The sequence below is a fragment of the Sphingomonas lycopersici genome (genome assembly GCF_026130605.1).
Classification (GTDB): domain Bacteria; phylum Pseudomonadota; class Alphaproteobacteria; order Sphingomonadales; family Sphingomonadaceae; genus Sphingomonas; species Sphingomonas lycopersici.
The window spans coordinates 625,609-643,552 of the sequence record NZ_JANFAU010000001.1 but is presented as its reverse complement, the minus strand read 5'-3'; the positions used below and the strand labels follow the sequence as shown (position 1 = coordinate 643,552).

Genomic DNA, 17,944 nt, shown 5'->3' with positions numbered 1-17,944 from the left:
TTTATGCTTTAGCGAAAACTGGCCTCGGTGAGCCGGATGGGCCGGTTGGGACGCAGCCGCACCGTCGCGGTCCGCTTGCCCAACCGCACGACGCGCGGTCCGGCGAGAACGGAGACGATCGTTGCAGCGTCGAGCCTGCCGTCGCGCCAGCTCACATCGACGCTGCCCGCACCGCGCACACGCAACCCGGAGATGGCGCCGCTCGGCCAGGCCGAGGGCAACGCCGGGAGGAGCAATATCTGATTGCCTTTGCTCTGCACCAGCATCTCGGCGATCGCCGCCGTGCCGCCGAAATTGCCGTCGATCTGAAATGGCGGGTGCGCGTCGAAAAGATTGGGATAGGTGCGCGCGGGCCCGAGCAGGAAGCGCAGTATCTCATATGCATGCTCTCCCTTGCGCAGCCGCGCCCACAGATTGATCCGCCACGCGGTCGCCCAACCCGTCGCCCTGTCGCCGCGCAATTCGAGCGAGCGTTGCGCCGCCGCTGCCAGCGCCGGGGTGTCGTCCGGGTCGATCTGGTGGCTGGGGTAAAGCGCATAGAGATGCGATACGTGGCGGTGGTGCGGCTCCGGCGCGTCACCGTCCCAATCCTCCTGCCATTCCTGCAATTGCCCTTGCGCCCCGATCCGATCCGGCGCGAGGCCGGCGCGCAACGCGATCAGCTCGGCGGCAAAAGCGCGATCGATGTCGAGGATCGCCGCCGCCTGCGCAACCTGATCGAACAGATCGCGCAGGATCTGCATGTCCATCGCAGGACCGGCGCAGATCGATACGCCCTTATGATGTTCATTCTCCGGCGAGATCGAGGGATTGGTGACCAGATGCCCGCTTGCCGGATCGCGTTGCAGCGCATCGACGAAGAACAGCGCCGCGCCGCGCATCAACGGATAGACGGAGGCAAGATAATCGCGATCCCGCCCATAATCCCAGCGATCCCACAAATGGGTGCAGAGCCACGCCCCGCCGGTCGGCCACAGCCCCCATGAGGCGCCGTCGATCGGCGCGGTGGCACGCCACAGGTCGGTGTTGTGATGCGCGACCCAGCCGCGCGCGCCATACATTTCCCGCGCGGTATGCGCGCCCTGCTCGGCGAGATCGCGCACGAATGCGATCAACGGCGCGGTGCATTCGGCGAGTGCGGTCGGCTCGGCTGGCCAGTAGTTCATCTCGGTGTTGATGTTTATGGTATATTTGGAGCCCCACGGCGGCCGCACGTGATCATTCCATATCCCCTGAAGATTGGCCGGCTGCGAGCCTGCGCGCGAGGAAGCGATCAGAAGATACCGGCCATAGTTGAAATAAAGCGCCGCCAGCGCAGGGTCGTCACTTTCCTCGCTGGTGCGTATGCGCTCGTCGGTCGGGCGATCGGCCGATGCGGTTCGGCCGAGGTTGAGCCGGACGCTGCGGTAGAGCCGCCGATGATCGGCAACGCCCGCCGCGAAAATGTCGGCAAAGCCGCGCGCGGCGGCGGCGGCGATCTGCGCGCGTGTGATCGCATCAGGATCGCCGCTGGTATCGTTGAAGCGGCGATAGCTGGTCGCCATCGCAATCAGGATCGTCACCGCGTCCGCACCGCGCACACCGACCCCCGCGGCACGCGCCTCGAGCGTACCGCCCTCGCGCAGCACCCGCGCCCGCGCGACAAAGCGCAGCGCGCCGGCTATTCCCTGCTCGCCGGGATTGCGCCCGGCGAGCGTCAGCATATCGCCATCCAGCTCGAGCGTGGCAGACTGGGGTGAATCGAGGCTGACATCGCAATCCACCGCACCAGGCTTGCTCGCAGTCAGCCGGACCGCGAGCACCTGATGCACCGGGCAGGCGAACACCCGTCGCTCATAACGTACCGTGCCGGCCGTGAAGCGGGTGACCGCGAGCGCCGAATCAAGATCGAGCGCGCGTTCGTAATCCGTCGCGCTGTCGGCGGAGATCGTCGGCAGGTTGATGAGAAGATCGCCCACAGGCTGGTAGGACATTTGCTGCAGCGGTTTCGCCATCAGCTTCGCATTGGCGAGCGCCTGGGCTTCGGCGAGATGCCCCGCGACGATCAGCCGCCGCACTTCCGGCAGGGCGGCACGCGCTTCGGGATTGACCGGATCATAGGGGCCGCCCGACCACAGGCTGTCTTCGTTGAGCTGGAGCCGCTCGCGGTCGATCCCGCCAAATACCATTGCGCCGATCCGGCCGTTGCCGACCGGCAATGCCTCGGTCCAGCGTTCGGCCGGCTTGCGATACCAGAGCCGGTTCGTCCCCAGATCCGCTTCCATCCGTTCGCTGGCGGCAACGGGCGGCGCCACGGCGAGGGCGGCTGCCGCTGCCGACTGCCCCAGCATGGTCCGCCGCGTGACGATATGGCTCTGGCGCAATTTCCCCTCCCGATCGACAGCAAAGGCTTGTCGTCAACGAATGGTAGCGTTAACACAAACGCATAAGCAAGCGGGAGAGGGTTTTATGCGCAGACGGCGAATCACATCGATAACGGCGCGTGGCACGGCCGTTGCGGCGGCGCTGGTGCTGGGCGCGCTCGCATCGGGCTGCAAGCTGGGCGAGCGCGCGGCCGATAATGGCGCCGGGCTATCCAACGCCACCGCCGCGAAGGATGGGAAACGCCCGGCCTCCGATTATCTGTCGCAGCCGCTCGTCAGCGAAATCTATACCGCCGACCCTTCCGCGCACGTCTGGAACGGCACGCTCTACATCTATCCCAGCCACGACATCGACGGACCGACGCCGGAAGACGATCTGGGCGGTCATTTCGAAATGCGCGACTATCACGTGCTCAGCATGACCGAACCGAACGGCAAGGTGACGGTCCACCCGGTCGCGCTCGACGTGAAACAGGTTCCCTGGGCCGAAAAGCAGATGTGGGCACCGGACGCGGCCTATAAGAACGGGACTTACTACCTCTATTTCCCCGCGAAAGATAAAGCGGGTGCATTCCGCATCGGTGTTGCGACGTCGAAATCGCCGGTCGGCCCATTCAAAGCCGATCCTGAGCCGATCAACGGCAGTTTCTCGATCGATCCGGCGGTGTTCACCGACGACGATGGCAAAAGCTACATGTATTTCGGCGGCATCTGGGGCGGTCAGCTACAGCGCAACGTGACGGGCAGCTACGACCCGAACGGATCGAAGACCGATCTGAAGGCCGACGACAAGCCTGCGCTGACGGCAAAGGTCGCGCGCCTCGGCGACGGCATGAGGCAATTTGCGGAAAAGCCGCGCGACGTCGTGATCCTCGACGAAAAGGGCAAGCCGCTGCTCGGCGGTGATCACGACCGGCGCTTCTTCGAGGCGTCCTTCATGCACAAGTATAAAGGCAAATATTATTTCAGCTATTCGACCGGCGATACGCATTTCCTGAACTATGCGATCGGCGACAATCCTTATGGCCCCTTCACCTACAAGGGCCATTTCCTGCTCCCGGTCGAGGGCTGGACGACGCATCATTCGATCGTCGAATGGAAAGGCCGCTGGTGGCTATTCTATGCCGATAGCCAGCTTTCCGGACAGACCCGGCTGCGCAACGTCAAGATGACCGAGCTGTTCTATAACCCGGACGGCACGATCAAGCTGATCAACCCGTTCGTCAAATAGCCCATGTTCCTGGGGATCGACATCGGCACCTCCGGGGCCAAGGCGGTCGTCAGCGACACGCGTGGCGCCGTCGTCGCACAGGGCATCGCGGCGCTGACCGTGCAGCGGCCGCGACCCTTATGGTCGGAACAGGATCCGGCCGACTGGTGGGCCGCGACGACGGCGGCGGTGCAGGGTATCGATCCGTCGATCCGCCGCGCGGTGCGCGGCATCGGGCTTGCCGGGCAGATGCATGGTGCAACGCTGCTCGGCGCGGACGACCTGCCGCTCCGTCCCGCGATCCTGTGGAACGATGGACGCTCGTTTGCCGAGTGCGCAGGCCTGGAGGCCGATGCGCCGCGGCTGCGCGAGATTTCGGGCAATATCGCCATGCCCGGCTTCACCGCGCCAAAACTGCGCTGGGTGGCCCGGAACGAGCCGGAAATCTTCGCGAAGACGCGCTCGATCCTCCTGCCCAAGGATTATGTCCGGCTGCTGATGACCGGCGACAAGGCATCGGACATGTCGGACGCCGCCGGGACATTGTGGCTCGACGTCGCCGCGCGCGATTGGAGCGACATTTTGCTCGATGCCTGCTCGCTCTCGCGGAGCCATATGCCGACGCTCGTCGAAGGCAGCGCGATCGGCGGCCGGCTGCGGCGCGACGTCGCCGAGCTTTGGGGCATGGCACAGGTGCCGGTCGCCGGCGGCGGCGGCGACAATGCCGCCGGCGCGGCCGGGGTCGGTGTCGTCAGCAACGGCAAGGCGCTGCTGTCGCTTGGCACATCCGGCGTGATCTTCGTTGCCAATGACCGCTTCACGCCCAATCCCGCGCGCGCCGTCCATGCTTTCTGCCATTGTCTGCCCGACATGTGGCATCAGATGTCGGTCCATCTCAGCGCCGCCTCCTGCATCGACTGGGTTGCGCGGCTTACCGGCGCGAGCGGCGCGGCGGAATTGTTCCAGCGCGCCGAAGCGGCCGGCGCGGCGAACGGTCCGGAATTGTTCCTCCCCTATCTTTCGGGCGAGCGCACGCCGCACAATGACGCGCAGGTCCGCGGCGCCTTTCTGCGGCTGGATAACGACAGTTCGCCCGAGCGGCTCGCGCAAGCGGTGCTCGAAGGCGTCGCGTTCGCGCTCGCCGACGGCCTCGACGCGCTGCGCGAAGCCGGGGCAGCCGTCGGCGAGCTGGCGGTGATCGGCGGCGGCGCGCGCTCGCGCTATTGGGGCGAGACGCTGGCGGCAGCGATGCGCGTGTCGCTCGTCTATCTCCAGGGTGGCGAGGTCGGTCCGGCGCTCGGCGCTGCACGATTGGCGCAGCTCGCCGTCGACGGCGGCGCGCCGGCCGAGGTCTGCGCCGCCCCGCCAATTGCCCATGTCGTCCATCCCGACCCCGTGCTGACCGACCGGCTCGCGCCCAAGCTCGCCGCGTTTCGCGAAGCCTATCCCCGCATCACGCCCAGGAGCCTTTGATGAGCACCGATTTCTTCGCCGACATTCCGCAGATCACCTACAAGGGACCGGACAGCACCGACGAGCTGGCCTATCGCTGGTACGACAAGGATCGCGTGGTACTGGGCAAGCGGATGGAGGACCATCTGCGCTTCGCCATATGCTTCTGGCACACCTTCTGCTGGCCGGGTGCCGATGTGTTCGGCGCGGGAACGTTCAACCGCCCGTGGCATCGCGGCGCGAACGACAGCGCCGCTGCGCGGGAGAAGCGGATCGTCGCGTTCGATTTCTTCCAAAAGCTCGACGTGCCATTCTATTGTTTTCACGACGTCGACGTGATGGCCGAGGCGGCCGGCGTCGCGGAGCATCGCCGCTATTTCGCCGAGGCGATGGAGCATCTGGAGCAATTGCAGGCGTCGACCGGGCGCAGACTGCTGTGGGGCACCGCCAATCTGTTCAGCCACCCGCGTTTTTGCGCCGGCGCCGCGACCAGCCCGGATCCGGAAGTCTATGCGTTCGGCGCGATGCAGGTGCGCGACGCATTGGAGGCGACGCATCGTCTCGGCGGCCAGAATTACGTACTATGGGGTGGCCGCGAGGGTTATGAGACGCTGCACAACACCGATCTAAAACGCGAACTCGATAATTTCGGCCGTTTCCTCGCGCTGGTCGTAGAGCACAAGCACAAGATCGGCTTCAAGGGCACGATCCTGATTGAGCCGAAGCCGCACGAGCCGACCAAGCACCAATATGATTTCGATACTGCGACGGTCTACGGCTTCCTCAAGCGATATGGGCTTGAGGACGAGGTGAAGGTCAATATCGAGGCCAATCACGCGACGCTCGCCGGCCATACTTTCGAACACGAGATTGCGACCGCCGCCGCGCTCGGCATCTTCGGATCGATCGACGCCAATCGCGGCGACCACCAGAACGGTTGGGACACCGATCAATTCCCCAATTCGGTTGAGGAACTGACGCTTGCCGTGCTGGAGATCCTGCGCGCCGGCGGGTTCACCACCGGTGGCTTCAACTTCGACGCCAAGGTGCGGCGGCAGAGCATGGCCCCGGTCGACCTGTTCCACGGCCATATCGGCGGCATCGACACCGTCGCGCGCGGCCTCCTCAACGCCGCCGCGCTGATCGAGGATGGCCGGCTGGATCGCTGGAAAGCGGAGCGCTATGCCGGCTGGGACGGTGCGGTCGGCAAGTGGATCGGCACGCTCGATCTCGCCGGCATCGCCGATTTCGCGGAGAAACAGGCGATCGACCCGGCGCCACGCTCGGGCCAGCAGGAACGGTTCGAGAATCTAATCAACCGCTTCATCTGACCGGACGGGCGCGTCGGGGGTTTCCGGCGCGCCCTTCCCCTCAATTCCGCTCGGCGAAAGGCCCGATCATCGTCCCGACGAAGCCGCCGGCTGTCGCGGTACTGAGATTCGTGCCGTCGACATCCCCGGCGAGCGTCGTCCAATGGCCGTCTAGCGCATAAGCAAGGTCATAGCGCCCTGCCCTCGCGCTGATCCGGAAACGGATCGGGCCGGTCGCGGCGATCGCCCGCTCCGCGAGCGTCACGCCCGCCTCGGGCTCCTTCGGGCCGGCGCGCCGCGCAGCGCGGATGAACAGGCGGCCATCGCGTGCCACCGCGGCGATGGTCAGGAAATAATCGTCGTTCTGAAGCGCGGCGAGGCCAGCGCTGCTATTCGGGGCAGGCGGCGCGAGCAGCTCCGTCTCCGCCGTCGCCACGATATGCTGTTGCCGACGCGCCGCGAAGGCGGGTTTGCCCGACGCGCCCAGCAGATCTTCCGGCGAGAGGCGCAATTCGCCACCCGCGACGGTCACTTTCGCGCCGCGCATCGTCATCCAGTTGAGCGGCAGCGCCGATCCGTCGAACTCGTCGTGCACGGTAAAGCTGCCGGTCTGCGGCGGCGCCTCGCCGGCGGCGGGCAAGGGCCGCGTCACGATGCGCGGCGCGGTGGCGCCATGCGGCAGGATGCGCGGCCAGCCGCCCTCCCATGTCGCAGGGAGCAGCCATGTCTCGCGGCCGATATTGTAATAATCCTCGGCATAGGGCCGCGTCGCGAGGAATACCGCCTGCCAGCGCCCGTCCGGCAATTCCACCAGATCGGCATGCCCGGCCGCAGAGACCGGATCGGGGCGGCCGGGCGGAAGGTCGCGCTGTGTGAGGATCGGGTTCACATCGGCGGGCGCGGGCGTGTACGGCCCATCGATCCGATCGGCGCGGAACACCACCTGGCTATGGTTGACCGACGTCCCCCCCTCCGCTGCGATCAGATAATAAGCGCCGTTTTTCTTGATGAGATGCGGCCCCTCGATCCAGATCGGCCTGGCGGCGGGATCGGCGCCGCCATCGACGATCATCTTCGGATTCCCCTTGACCGCCAGCGCCTTGGGATCGAACTCCTCAATCCAGATCGCGCGATGCCCGTCGTAGCGGGACCCGCCGGCCGGTTCGCGATTGTTGATCAGCCACGCCCGTCCGTCGTCGTCGAAGAATAGCGACGGATCGATCCCCTCGACGCTCGGCAGCCACGCGGGGCGCGACCAGGGACCGGCAGGATCGGTGGCGGTGATGACGAAATTGCCGCCGCAGCGCACGCAGGTATTGGCGATATAGAAGCGCCCGGCATGATAGCTGATCGCCGGGGCGAACACCCCGCTCGACATGGTGATGCCCGCGAAATCGAGCTGGTCCTGCCGGTCGATCGCATTGCCGATCTGCCGCCAGGTCACCAGATCGCGGCTGTGCCATATGGGGATGCCCGGGAACCAGGCGAAGGTGGAATTGACGAGATAATAATCACGCCCGACCCGCACGATGCTGGGATCGGGATAATAGCCGGCAAGGATCGGGTTGCGATATTGCCCCGCCGGCAGCGCGCCGCCATCCTCCCCGCGATAATCGAACCACGCAAAACGCGCGGGGACGGCGGTCTCCTGCGCCGCGGCCGGTCCCGCCCCGACGGCGCCGAAAAGCACCGCGATCAGCAATGCCGGTTTCATCTCAGCGGCTCCCCCGCGTGCGTTTGCGTCTGGCATGTCGCCGCGAGCGCCGGGCCGTAATCCGGCGAGCGATAGACGCCGTCCTTCCCCGCGGCGCGGCGCGACAGCGAATCCACCGGCGGCAAAGCGGGATTGCGATCGGCGGCATAGGCCGGATCGGATTCCGCCTTCGGCAAGGTGAGGAAGCGAAACCCCTCCTGTCGATATTGCGCCAGCAGGCGCGGCAGCATCCGCGTGGTGAACGCGCCGACATGGATCAGCAGGACATAGGGAATGTCCCGCCCGTACACCGCGCGCGCCTGGCTGCGCGAGGCGCGCACGGCGTCGCGCGCGGCGGCGAGATAGCTGCGTTCCAGTTCCGCTACCGCCGCCTTGTCTCCCGCCGCGACGCAGCGGGCATAGGGCGGGTTCCACAAATAATCCTCAAAACTCATCGTCACCGCGGCGATCTTGTAACCGCGCCGGGCAAGCTCGCCGCGCACCGCGAGGCGCTGTGCGTCATCCACGCCCTCGCGCAGGAAGGGATAGCGGAACCAGCGCCAGTCCTCGCCCTTCATCGCCGCCGCGAGATACGATTCGTTGCGCGCGATATCGTCGATGAAGGCCGCCGTGCCGACCGTGTGCAGATCGGCGTGGCTCCAACCGTGATTGGCGACCGGCAGGCCTGCGCGGCGCCATATGTCCAGAAACGGCGCGACGGCCGGATCACGCTCCGCCACCGCGTGATTAACGAAGCCATAGACCGGCCCGACATGCGCCGCGGCCAGCGCCTCGGTGATCTGCCGCGCCAGCGCGACACGATCGGTGCCTTCGGGCCACGGCGAGAGCGCGGGCAGATCGTCCATCGTGATCGCGATCGACGGCGCCGGGGATGCGCCGCCGGGCGTGGCGGCAAATGCAGCGGCGAGCGCGAGGATAGGCCTCATTTGAACAGCTCCAACGGTATAGCATCCGCCATCGCGCGATATCCGGCGGGCGAGGGATGCAGCCCGTCGCCCGAGTCGTAATCCGCCCGCATCCGGCGCGGATCGGCCGGATCGCGCATCACCGCGTCGAAATCGATCACCGCATCGAAATTCCCCGGCGCACGGATCCAGCGGTTCACGGCTTGCCGATCCGCTTCGCTCAGGTCGTCCGGATGATAATAACCCGATGCGCCGTCCGGCAGGATGGTCGCGCCATAGGCGCGGATGCCGGCGGCGCGCGCACGGGTGACGATCTGGCGATAGGCGCCGATCATCCGGGCGACGAGCGCGTCATGCTGCGCCGATGTCGCCGGTGCGTCGCGCGTCAATGTGCCGATGTCGTTGATCCCTTCGAGCAGGATCAGATATTTCACCCCGGGTTGCGCCAATATGTCGCGGTCGAGGCGGGCGAGGGCGCTGGGACCGAGACCGATGTTGAGCAGCCGGTTGCCGCCGATCCCGTGGTTGAGCACCGCGACCGCGCGGGTCGCCGGATCGGCCTGCAGCCGCGCCGCCAGCCGGTCCGGCCAGCGATCGTTGCCGTTGGTCGTCGCGCCATGCCCGTCGGTGATCGAATCGCCGAAGGTGACGACCGCGCGGGCATCGCCGGCTGCCTCGACCGAGACCCCCGCGAGCTGGAACCAATGTTCGACGGTTTTCGCATCGCGCAGATCGGCGTCGGCGACGCGATCGCCGTGGACGAGATAGCTCGTCGCGCGCGACGCGGGATGGCTGGTCTGGCCGCTCGGCGCCTGTGGCAAATACATCGTCATCGCCGCCACGCTGAGCGGGGCAGCGTCGAAGGCGACCGGATCGGACCAATAGCTCGCGCCCGCCGGCACCGTCACCCCGGACATGCCGTCGAAGGTGACCGCACGGTCGCTCAGCGGATCGATGCGCGCGCTGTCCGCCGCGATCGCCCGTGCGATATGCACCCTGTCGATCCGCAGCGGCTCGGCCCCGAACGCATTGCTGACGAGAATGCGCACCCGGCCGCCGCCGAGCGAAAGCCGCACCACCTGACGCAGCGTCGTGTCGGTCAGATCGTCTGCCGGCAGCGTGTTCTGCGCTTCGGGCGTTTGCTGCGACGATGCCCAGCTGCCGACCCATTTGGTCGGCGGGGGCGACGCGGCGGCGGTCGCCAGCATGAGAAGCGCGGCCACAGCCATGCGCGGTCGGATCATTCTTCCCCTCTCCTCTCGCTCCGATCGGTGTGCCGCGCTATTTTCCGGCGCGATCCGAGTCTCCGCTTTCCGACCGATGGCATGCTCTTGACATTGCCGTGGTCGAGATGCTGTTAGCGCTATCAAATTCGCATGTCGAGTGGAGAGGAAATGCTGAGTCCCAATGGCGCACCCGGATCAGCGCTCCCGCGCGACTGGCGTGACGGAAGTTTTCTCGGCCGGCTCGATCATGCCGAAGGGCCAACCCCCGTCCTCGTGCGCCACGGCGAATTGCTCGATATGTCGCGCGTCGCCCCCACCGTCTCGGCCCTGATCGAATCGGGCCGGCTCGACGGTGACGGCGGCATCTCGCTCGGCGCGTTCGACGGCGCGATGGCGTCGCTTCTCGCCCCGATCGACCTGCAATGCGTCAAGGCATGCGGGGTCACGTTCGCCGTCTCGGCGATCGAGCGTGTCATCGAGGAGCGCGCGCGCGGCGACTGGTCCGCCGCCGCGGCGATCCGCGCGCGGCTCGAAACGCGCGTCGGCGGCTCGATCCGGGCGGTCGTGCCGGGCTCGAAGGAAGCGGACGCGTTGAAGCAGGCGCTGATCGAGGACGGGCTCTGGTCGCAATATCTGGAGGTTGCGATCGGCCCCGATGCCGAGGTTTTCACCAAGGCGCCCGTGCTTTCCGCGGTCGGCCCCGACGCCGAGATCGGCATCCGATCGGACTCGGGCTGGAACAATCCCGAACCCGAAATCGTGCTGATCGTCGACAGCCGCGGCGAGGCGATCGGCGCGACGCTCGGCAATGACGTCAATCTCAGGGATTTCGAGGGGCGTTCGGCGCTGCTGCTCGGCAAGGCGAAGGACAATAATGCCTCCTGCGCATTGGGGCCGATGGTGCGGCTGTTCGACCAGGGCTTCACGCTCGACCATGTTCGCAGCGCGGAGGTGCGGCTGCGGATCGAGGGCGAGGACAGCTATGTGCTCGACGGCGCGAGCAACATGACCGAAATCAGCCGCGATCCGCTGGAACTGGTGCGCCAGACGTTGAGCGAGCATCATTATCCCGATGGCTTCGCCTTGTTCCTCGGCACGCTTTTCGCGCCGATCCAGGATCGCGACGATCCGGGCCGCGGCTTCACCCACAAGGTGGGTGACCATGTCGCGATCGAAAGCACCCAGCTCGGGCGGCTCGTCAATCGCGTCGTCACGTCGCGCGAAGCGCCCGCCTGGCGGATGGGGATCGGCGCGCTCATGACCAATCTTGCCCGTCGCGGACTGCTGGAGCCGGGCGCGTGACCGGCGCGATGGACCGCGCGCATTATCCGAGCCTGGCGCGCAAGCGCGTCCTCATCACGGGCGGCGCAACCGGGATCGGCGCCGCGCTGGTGGAAAGCTTCGCCGCGCAGGGCGCGCGTGTCGCCTTCGTCGATCTCGACGCGGATGCCGGCGATGCGCTGGCGGCACGCGTCGCTTCGGCCCGCTTCTTCCGCTGCGACCTGCGCGATCTCGACGCGCTGGGCGCGACGATCGGCGCCATCGCCGACGATCTTGGCGGGATAGACGTGCTGATCAACAATGCCGCGAGCGACGACCGGCACAGTATCGACGAGGTGACCCCCGCCTTCTGGGACGAGCGGATGGCGACCAACCTGCGCCATCTGTTCTTCACCGCCCAGGCGGTCGTTCCGGGGATGCGCGCGGCCGGCGGCGGCGCGATCATCAACTTCGGCTCGATCAGCTGGCATCTGGGCTTGAAGGGGCTGGTTCTCTATCAGACGGCCAAGGCCGCGATCGAGGGGTTGACCCGCGGACTGGCCCGCGAACTGGGCGGCGACAATATCCGCGTCACCACGATCGTGCCCGGCAACGTGCAGACGCCGCGCCAGCAGCGCTGGTACACGCCCGAGGACGAGGCCGAAATCGTCGCGGCGCAATGCCTCGCCGGGCGGATCCAGCCGGTCGATGTCGCGGCGCTCGCGCTGTTCCTCGCATCCGATGACGCGCGCATGTGCACCGGCCATGAATATTTCGTCGATGCGGGATGGCGATAATGGTCGACTCCGTCCTCCCGATCGGCGCGATCCTCGGCGAAGGGCCGCTCTGGGCGCGCGGCACCTTGTGGTTCGTCGACATCAAGCGCCAACGCGTCCATCGCTTCGATCCCGCGACCGGCGCGGCGAAGGCATGGGATGCGCCCGATCAGGTCGGCTGGGTCCTGCCGGTGCAAGGCGGCGGGATGATCGCCGGCCTGAAGAACGGGTTGCATCGTTTCGACCCAGCATCGGGTGCCTTTGCGCCGCTTGCCGATCCGGAGCCCCATTATCCCGGCAATCGCCTCAACGACGCGACGACCGATCGCCACGGGCGCATCTGGTTCGGCAGCATGGATGACGACGAAAGCGAGCTGACCGGCGCGCTCTATTGCTGTGTCGGCGGGATGATCACCCATAGCGGGCTGCCCACGGTGGCGATCACCAACGGCCCGGCGGTGAGCGCCGACGCGCGCATCCTCTACCACACCGACACATTGGGAAAGGTGATCTGGCGCGTCCCGATCCACGACGACAGCTCGCTCGGCACGCCGGAACGCCATATCGCGATCGAGGACGGCGCCGGCCACCCCGACGGTTCGGTGATCGATGCCGAGGGATGTCTGTGGGTGTCGCTGTTCGGGGGCTGGGGTGTGCGACGTTACGATCCGGCGGGCGCGCTGATGCGGACGATCGACTTCCCGGTCGCCAATGTCACCAAGATCGCCTTTGGCGGCCCCGATCTCGACATCGCCTACGCCACGACCGCGCGCAAGGGGCTCGACGCCGCGGCGCTTGCCGCGCAGCCGCTGGCGGGTAATGTCTTCGCGTTCGACCCCGGCGTCGCCGGACTCGCGGTCCACGAAGCGAAAATATAACGATAACAACGAGAAAAGGAGAGAAGAATGGCGACGGCGGCAGAATCCGGCCTGATGCGGGTCAACCTCGGTTTCATCACCGCGATCGTCGCCGTGGCGACGATCGGCGGCTTCATGTTCGGATATGATTCCGGCGTCATCAACGGCACCCAGAAAGGTCTCGAGGCGGCGTTCGATCTCGGCAAGCTCGGGATCGGCATCAACGTCGGCGCGATCCTCGTCGGGTCCTCGCTCGGCGCGTTCGGCGCCGGGCGGCTCGCCGATCTGATCGGCCGGCGCAGCGTGATGCTGATCGCGGCGGCGCTGTTCCTCGTCAGCGCGCTCCTCGCCGGCGCGGCAAGCAGCTCGGCGATCTTCATCATCGCCCGCATCATCGGCGGTCTCGGCGTCGGCGCGGCGAGCGTGATTTCGCCGGTCTATATCTCGGAAGTGACCCCGGCGGCGATCCGCGGGCGGCTGTCGAGCGTCCAGCAGGTGATGATCATCACCGGCCTCACCGGGGCGTTCGTCGCCAATTTCGTGCTGGCGCGCTACGCTGGAGGATCGACCGCGTCCTTGTGGCTCGACTATCCGGCGTGGCGCTGGATGTTCTGGCTGCAATCGATCCCGGCCGCGATCTATTTCCTGGCACTGCTCATCATCCCGGAAAGCCCGCGCTACCTTGTCGTGAAAGGCCATAAGGACCAGGCCCGGGCGGTTCTCACGCGGCTTTTCGGCGCCGCGGAGGCCGATCGCAAGGTGGCGGAGATCGAGGCGAGCCTTGCCGCCGATCACCACAAGCCCAAGCTTTCCGATCTCATCGACAAGCGCACCGGCCGGATCCGCCCGATCCTGTGGACCGGCATCGGACTGGCGGTGTTCCAGCAGTTCGTCGGCATCAACGTCGTCTTCTATTACGGCGCGACATTGTGGGAAGCGGTCGGCTTCTCGGAGGATTATGCGCTGCAGACCAATATCCTGTCGGGTGTGCTGTCGATCGGCGCGTGCCTTGCGACGATCGCGCTGGTCGACCGGATCGGGCGCAAGCCGCTGTTGCTGATCGGATCGGCCGGTATGGCCGTTACCCTTGCCACGGTTGCCTTCGCCTTTTCGACCGCCGTCACCGGCGCGGGCAATGCGGTCACGCTGCCCGGCCACAACGGCCTTGTCGCGCTTATCGCGGCGAACCTCTATGTGATCTTCTTCAACCTCAGCTGGGGGCCGATCATGTGGGTCATGCTGGGCGAGATGTTCCCCAATCAGATCCGCGGCTCGGGGCTGGCGGTGTCGGGCTTCGCACAGTGGATCGCCAATGCCGCGATCTCCGTGAGCTTTCCCGCGCTGGCGGTCTCGCCGGGGCTGGCGATCACCTATACCGGCTATGCGCTGTGCGCGGCGATCTCCTTCTTCTTCGTGCGCCGCATGGTCAGCGAGACGCGCGGACGCGAGCTGGAGGACATGGAGGGCTGAGAGCGGTTCGCTATTCCTCCCCTGGAAGGGGGAGGGGGACCAGCCGAAGGCTGGTGGAGGGGTATTAGCCTCAGACGATACCGCCTGCGCCGGCTACCCCTCCACCGTTGCTGCGCAACGGTCCCCCTCCCCCTCCGGGGGAGGAATAATCCCGGCCCTATGCGTCCGCAGCCGGCGGCGCAGCGTCGGATTGCCGGCGGATCAGCGCATGTTCCGCGCGGATATGGGATTGCCCGATCTCGTCGGCGCGCCCCGCCCGCTGCAGGCGAATGACCTGCACCAGCCGTTCGAGCGCGATCCGTGCCATGTCGAGCACCGGCTGACGGATCGTCGTCAGTTCGGGCCAGATCGTCGTGGCGAGCGCGGTATCGTCGAACCCGCACACCGTAAGGTCGCGCGGCACCTCGAGCCCGCGGCGATGCGCGATCGCCACCGACGCGGCGGCCATGTCATCGTTGGAGGCAAAGATCGCCGTCGGCGGGTCGGCCAGCCCGAGCAGCACATCGGCCGCATCGAGCCCCGAGCGATAGCTGAACAGGCCGTTCACGACGAGCTTGGGATCATAGGGCAATCCCATATCCTTGAGCGCGCGGCGGTAACCCGCGAGCCGCGTGCCGCTCGCCGCCTGGTTCGGATCGCCCTTGATGAAGCCGATCCGGCGATGGCCGAGCGCGCCGATATGCCGCGTCATTTCGTAGGCCGCGCGTTTGTCGTCGATGCAGATCGATAGCGCCCATTCGGGTGCATGTTCGGTTGCCATCGCGACGACGGGCAGTTCCGCGTCGCGGATCGCCTCCAGGATGCCGGCAGCGTCGCTGAGCGGCGCGGGCAGCAGCACGCCGTCCACCCGCCCCGCGAGGAGATGATCGATCACCGCGCGATAATCGTCGGCATCGTCGCATTTCTCGACCATCAGCTGCACGTTGCTGCGGCTGGCCTGATCGAGCGCGCCGACCAGCAGCGCGCTCAGATAGGCGAAGCTCGGGTTGGAATGGAGCAGCCCGATGCGGATATCGTCGCCCCCAGCCAGCGCGCGTGCGGCGGCGTTGGGGGCATAGTTCAGCGCCGCGATGGCCGCCTCGACGCGTTCGCGCGTCCGCTCCCGCACGCTTTCCTTGGCGTTGATCACCCGCGAGACGGTCATCGGCGAGACGCCGGCACGCGCGGCGACGTCGCTGATCGTCGGGGTGTTGTGCTGGCGTCGTGTGGCGCGCGGTTTTTTCATGCGCGCCCGTTACGTCACCACGACCGGCGCAAGTCAATGCCCCGGTGCGTCGGGGAAGTCCTCGGCCTTGTACCAGGCGAGGTCGTGCGCGGGCGGGCGGACGCCGGGCGGCAGCGGGAGATGGTTCACCGACATCCAATAAGCGAGGCTGGCATCGCGCCACCACCGCGCCTCGCGCGACTGGATGCCGAGCAGCGCCGCGGTCTTTTCGAAGCGCTCGGCATCGATGCGGGACTTGAGCGCGGTCCAGTCGCCCCGCATCTGATCGACATAGGCGACCCCGCGATCATAATGCGCGACCAGTTCCTCCCATAAACTATGGCCGGAGGACATGCGATAATCCCAGCGCAGGTGATGGAACCACAATAGTTCGCGCTCGGGCGTGGTCGCCGGATCGCGCAGCCGCTGCGCGACCGGCGGGGCATATTGGGCGATCGCGCTGCTGCCGCTCGCGGTTCGATCGAAGCCGATGCCGTCCGCGGTTGCGCGATGATAATAGACCGGGTTCCATTCGGGTCGCGCGAGCGCCGAGACCCAGGGCGCGGGGCCATAATGGTGATCGGTGCCCATCAGATGGGCGAGACCGAGCGGCGTCATATAATCGACCGCCGCCTCGCGCGAGCCCGCCATCATCCGTGCGACGCGATCGACGACCGCCGGATCGGGCGCGAACGTCATCGCCGCCCATTCCCGCGCGATCGCGTCCGACGCGCTCGTCGGATCCCAGGCGTAGCGGCCGAACGCATACCAATTGGCCTGGTTGAAGATCGAGCCGGTCCAGTCGCGATCCCGCCCGACATTGGCGACGCCCGCCATCCCGCTGATCATGCCGGCGACGGTCGACCCCGCGCCCTTAGCCATCGTATCGGCGCGCAGCGTCTCCTCGAACAGCGGCCCGAGATAGACGAGATGCGAGGCGAAGCCGAGATATTCCTTGGTGATCTGGAATTCGATCATCAGCGGGGTGTGCGGCATCGCGCCGAACAGCGGATGGAAGGGCTCGCGCGGCTGGAAGTCGATCGGGCCGTTCTTCACCTGGACCAGGACATTATCGGCAAAACGGCCGTCGAGCGGGTGGAAGTCGTCGAACGCCTGTTTGGCGCGATCCTCGGGATTGTCGTGCGCATAGACGAATGCCCGCCACATCACGACGCCGCCGTGCGGCGCGAGCGCGGCGGCGAGCATATTCGCGCCGTCGGCGTGGCTGCGCCCGTAATCCTGCGGCCCGGGCTGTCCTTCGGAGCTGGCCTTGACGAGAAAGCCGCCGAAATCGGGGATAGCCGCGTAGATCTCGTCCGCCTTGGCGTGCCACCACGCCGCGACCTGCGGGTCCTTCGGATCGGCGGTGCTCAGATGGCCGATCTCGATCGGGGCGGAAAAACGCGCCGACAGATAGACCTTGATGCCATAGGGCCGGAAGACGTCCGCCAGCGCGGCGGCCTTGGATATATAGCGCTGCGTCAGGCTCGATGCGGAAGCGTTGACGTTGTTGAGCACCGCCCCGTTGATGCCGATCGAGGCATTGGCGCGCGCATAATCGACATAGCGCGGCTCGCGGACGTCGGGGAGCATCCACCAGTCCCACAGCGACTGGCCGGCATAGCCGCGCTCCACGCTGCCGTTGAGATTGTCCCAATGATCGAGTACCCGCAATTTCACTTTCGGGCGCGACATCAGCGCCACAGCGCCGAGCGTGTGACCGGTCTGGAGCCAGCGGAGCAAGGCGAAGCTGCCGTAAAGAATGCCGCGGTCGTCGTTCGCCGCGACGACGACGAGCCCGCGTCCCGCGACGGTGATCCGGCGAACGACATAGCCTTCGTCGCCCAGCCGCGGGCCGAGGGCGCGGAGCGAAGCGGCTTCGTCGTGCCCGATCCGCGCCAGAACCACCGCGCCGTCACGCACATGATCGGCGCGCGCCACCGTCGTGGCGAACAATCCGCCGAGGCCGCGCGCAAGCTCGTCCGCCGCCGCCTGCATCATCGGGGACGCGCCGCGCGCCACGATCGCCGGCGGGCGGTTGGTACGCGCTTGCGCGGGAAGCGGCCGATAGCGAAGCCACAGATCATATCCGTCCTCCGCCTGGGCCGGTCCCGCGCCGGCGAGCAAAAGGGCGGCACAAAGCCATAGGATCGCGCGCGTCATGATAACTCCCCTGGCAGCACGGGTTTATCGCGCC

13 protein-coding genes are annotated in these 17,944 nt (G+C 66.8%); 7 read left to right on the top strand and 6 right to left on the bottom strand.

Annotation, left to right across the window (positions count from 1 at the left end; all coding sequences use genetic code 11):
* Window positions 1-8: 8 nt before the first annotated feature.
* Window positions 9-2,363, bottom strand: coding sequence for a glycoside hydrolase family 95 protein (locus NED98_RS02585; protein ID WP_265311812.1), 2,355 nt, complete (start codon window positions 2,361-2,363; stop codon window positions 9-11).
* Here NED98_RS02585 and NED98_RS02580 point away from each other — a divergent pair.
* From NED98_RS02580 to xylA, 3 genes are read left to right on the top strand one after another with little or no spacing between them, the layout of a single operon-like run.
* Entirely contained in the window at window positions 2,329-3,594 is a 1,266-nt protein-coding gene (locus tag NED98_RS02580) for a glycoside hydrolase family 43 protein (protein WP_432423281.1), read from the top strand. The two genes, NED98_RS02585 and NED98_RS02580, sit on opposite strands and share 35 nt — an antisense overlap.
* A gap of 3 nt (window positions 3,595-3,597) precedes the next feature.
* Window positions 3,598-5,046, top strand: a complete 1,449-nt coding sequence (gene xylB, locus NED98_RS02575; protein WP_265311811.1) for a xylulokinase — start codon at window positions 3,598-3,600, stop codon at window positions 5,044-5,046.
* Window positions 5,046-6,356, top strand: coding sequence for a xylose isomerase (gene xylA / locus NED98_RS02570; RefSeq protein WP_265311810.1), 1,311 nt, complete (start codon window positions 5,046-5,048; stop codon window positions 6,354-6,356). The genes xylB (NED98_RS02575) and xylA overlap by 1 nt, the downstream gene beginning before the upstream one ends.
* Window positions 6,357-6,396: 40 nt before the next feature.
* Here xylA and NED98_RS02565 read toward each other — a convergent pair whose 3' ends face one another.
* The 3 genes from NED98_RS02565 to NED98_RS02555 are packed head-to-tail and all read right to left on the bottom strand — an operon-like array spanning window position 6,397 to window position 10,183.
* A complete protein-coding gene (locus NED98_RS02565; protein WP_265311809.1) occupies window positions 6,397-8,049 on the bottom strand; it encodes a glycoside hydrolase family 43 protein in 1,653 nt (550 codons plus the stop codon).
* Complete coding sequence (locus NED98_RS02560; RefSeq protein WP_265311808.1) at window positions 8,046-8,975, bottom strand: polysaccharide deacetylase family protein; 930 nt, start codon at window positions 8,973-8,975, stop codon at window positions 8,046-8,048. Before NED98_RS02560 ends, NED98_RS02565 begins: the two co-directional genes overlap by 4 nt.
* A complete protein-coding gene (locus NED98_RS02555; protein ID WP_265311937.1) occupies window positions 8,972-10,183 on the bottom strand; it encodes an SGNH/GDSL hydrolase family protein in 1,212 nt (403 codons plus the stop codon). The genes NED98_RS02560 and NED98_RS02555 overlap by 4 nt, the downstream gene beginning before the upstream one ends.
* Before the next feature lie 165 nt (window positions 10,184-10,348).
* Between NED98_RS02555 and NED98_RS02550 the strand changes: the two genes are divergently transcribed.
* The 4 genes from NED98_RS02550 to NED98_RS02535 are packed head-to-tail and all read left to right on the top strand — an operon-like array spanning window position 10,349 to window position 14,543.
* Window positions 10,349-11,482: a fumarylacetoacetate hydrolase family protein gene (locus tag NED98_RS02550; RefSeq protein WP_265311807.1), complete on the top strand. Its 1,134-nt coding sequence runs from the start codon at window positions 10,349-10,351 to the stop codon at window positions 11,480-11,482.
* A gap of 8 nt (window positions 11,483-11,490) precedes the next feature.
* Window positions 11,491-12,237 (top strand): D-xylose 1-dehydrogenase, encoded by a 747-nt coding sequence (gene xylB, locus NED98_RS02545; protein ID WP_265311936.1) that lies wholly within the window; start codon window positions 11,491-11,493, stop codon window positions 12,235-12,237.
* Complete coding sequence (locus tag NED98_RS02540; protein WP_265311806.1) at window positions 12,228-13,094, top strand: SMP-30/gluconolactonase/LRE family protein; 867 nt, start codon at window positions 12,228-12,230, stop codon at window positions 13,092-13,094. Before xylB (NED98_RS02545) ends, NED98_RS02540 begins: the two co-directional genes overlap by 10 nt.
* Window positions 13,095-13,121: 27 nt before the next feature.
* Complete coding sequence (locus NED98_RS02535; RefSeq protein ID WP_265267425.1) at window positions 13,122-14,543, top strand: sugar porter family MFS transporter; 1,422 nt, start codon at window positions 13,122-13,124, stop codon at window positions 14,541-14,543.
* Window positions 14,544-14,700: 157 nt separating this feature from the next.
* On the opposite strand, the gene NED98_RS02530 is transcribed toward NED98_RS02535, so the two are convergent.
* On the bottom strand, window positions 14,701-15,768 hold the full coding sequence (locus NED98_RS02530) for a LacI family DNA-binding transcriptional regulator (protein ID WP_265311805.1): 1,068 nt from the start codon (window positions 15,766-15,768) through the stop codon (window positions 14,701-14,703).
* A 33-nt stretch (window positions 15,769-15,801) separates the two neighbouring features.
* Window positions 15,802-17,910 (bottom strand): alpha-glucuronidase family glycosyl hydrolase, encoded by a 2,109-nt coding sequence (locus NED98_RS02525; RefSeq protein WP_265311804.1) that lies wholly within the window; start codon window positions 17,908-17,910, stop codon window positions 15,802-15,804.
* Window positions 17,911-17,944: the final 34 nt, after the last annotated feature.

Coding starts and splice junctions, on each gene's coding strand:
- xylB (WP_265311936.1), top strand. CDS start 11,491: ATGGACCGCGCGCATTATCCGAGCCTGGCGCGCAAGCGCGTCCTCATC.
- NED98_RS02560 (WP_265311808.1), bottom strand. CDS start 8,975: ATGAGGCCTATCCTCGCGCTCGCCGCTGCATTTGCCGCCACGCCCGGC.
- NED98_RS02535 (WP_265267425.1), top strand. CDS start 13,122: ATGGCGACGGCGGCAGAATCCGGCCTGATGCGGGTCAACCTCGGTTTC.
- NED98_RS02525 (WP_265311804.1), bottom strand. CDS start 17,910: ATGACGCGCGCGATCCTATGGCTTTGTGCCGCCCTTTTGCTCGCCGGC.
- NED98_RS02580 (WP_432423281.1), top strand. CDS start 2,329: ATGGTCCGCCGCGTGACGATATGGCTCTGGCGCAATTTCCCCTCCCGA.
- NED98_RS02550 (WP_265311807.1), top strand. CDS start 10,349: ATGCTGAGTCCCAATGGCGCACCCGGATCAGCGCTCCCGCGCGACTGG.
- NED98_RS02540 (WP_265311806.1), top strand. CDS start 12,228: ATGGCGATAATGGTCGACTCCGTCCTCCCGATCGGCGCGATCCTCGGC.
- NED98_RS02555 (WP_265311937.1), bottom strand. CDS start 10,183: ATGGCTGTGGCCGCGCTTCTCATGCTGGCGACCGCCGCCGCGTCGCCC.
- xylB (WP_265311811.1), top strand. CDS start 3,598: ATGTTCCTGGGGATCGACATCGGCACCTCCGGGGCCAAGGCGGTCGTC.
- xylA (WP_265311810.1), top strand. CDS start 5,046: ATGAGCACCGATTTCTTCGCCGACATTCCGCAGATCACCTACAAGGGA.
- NED98_RS02565 (WP_265311809.1), bottom strand. CDS start 8,049: ATGAAACCGGCATTGCTGATCGCGGTGCTTTTCGGCGCCGTCGGGGCG.
- NED98_RS02530 (WP_265311805.1), bottom strand. CDS start 15,768: ATGAAAAAACCGCGCGCCACACGACGCCAGCACAACACCCCGACGATC.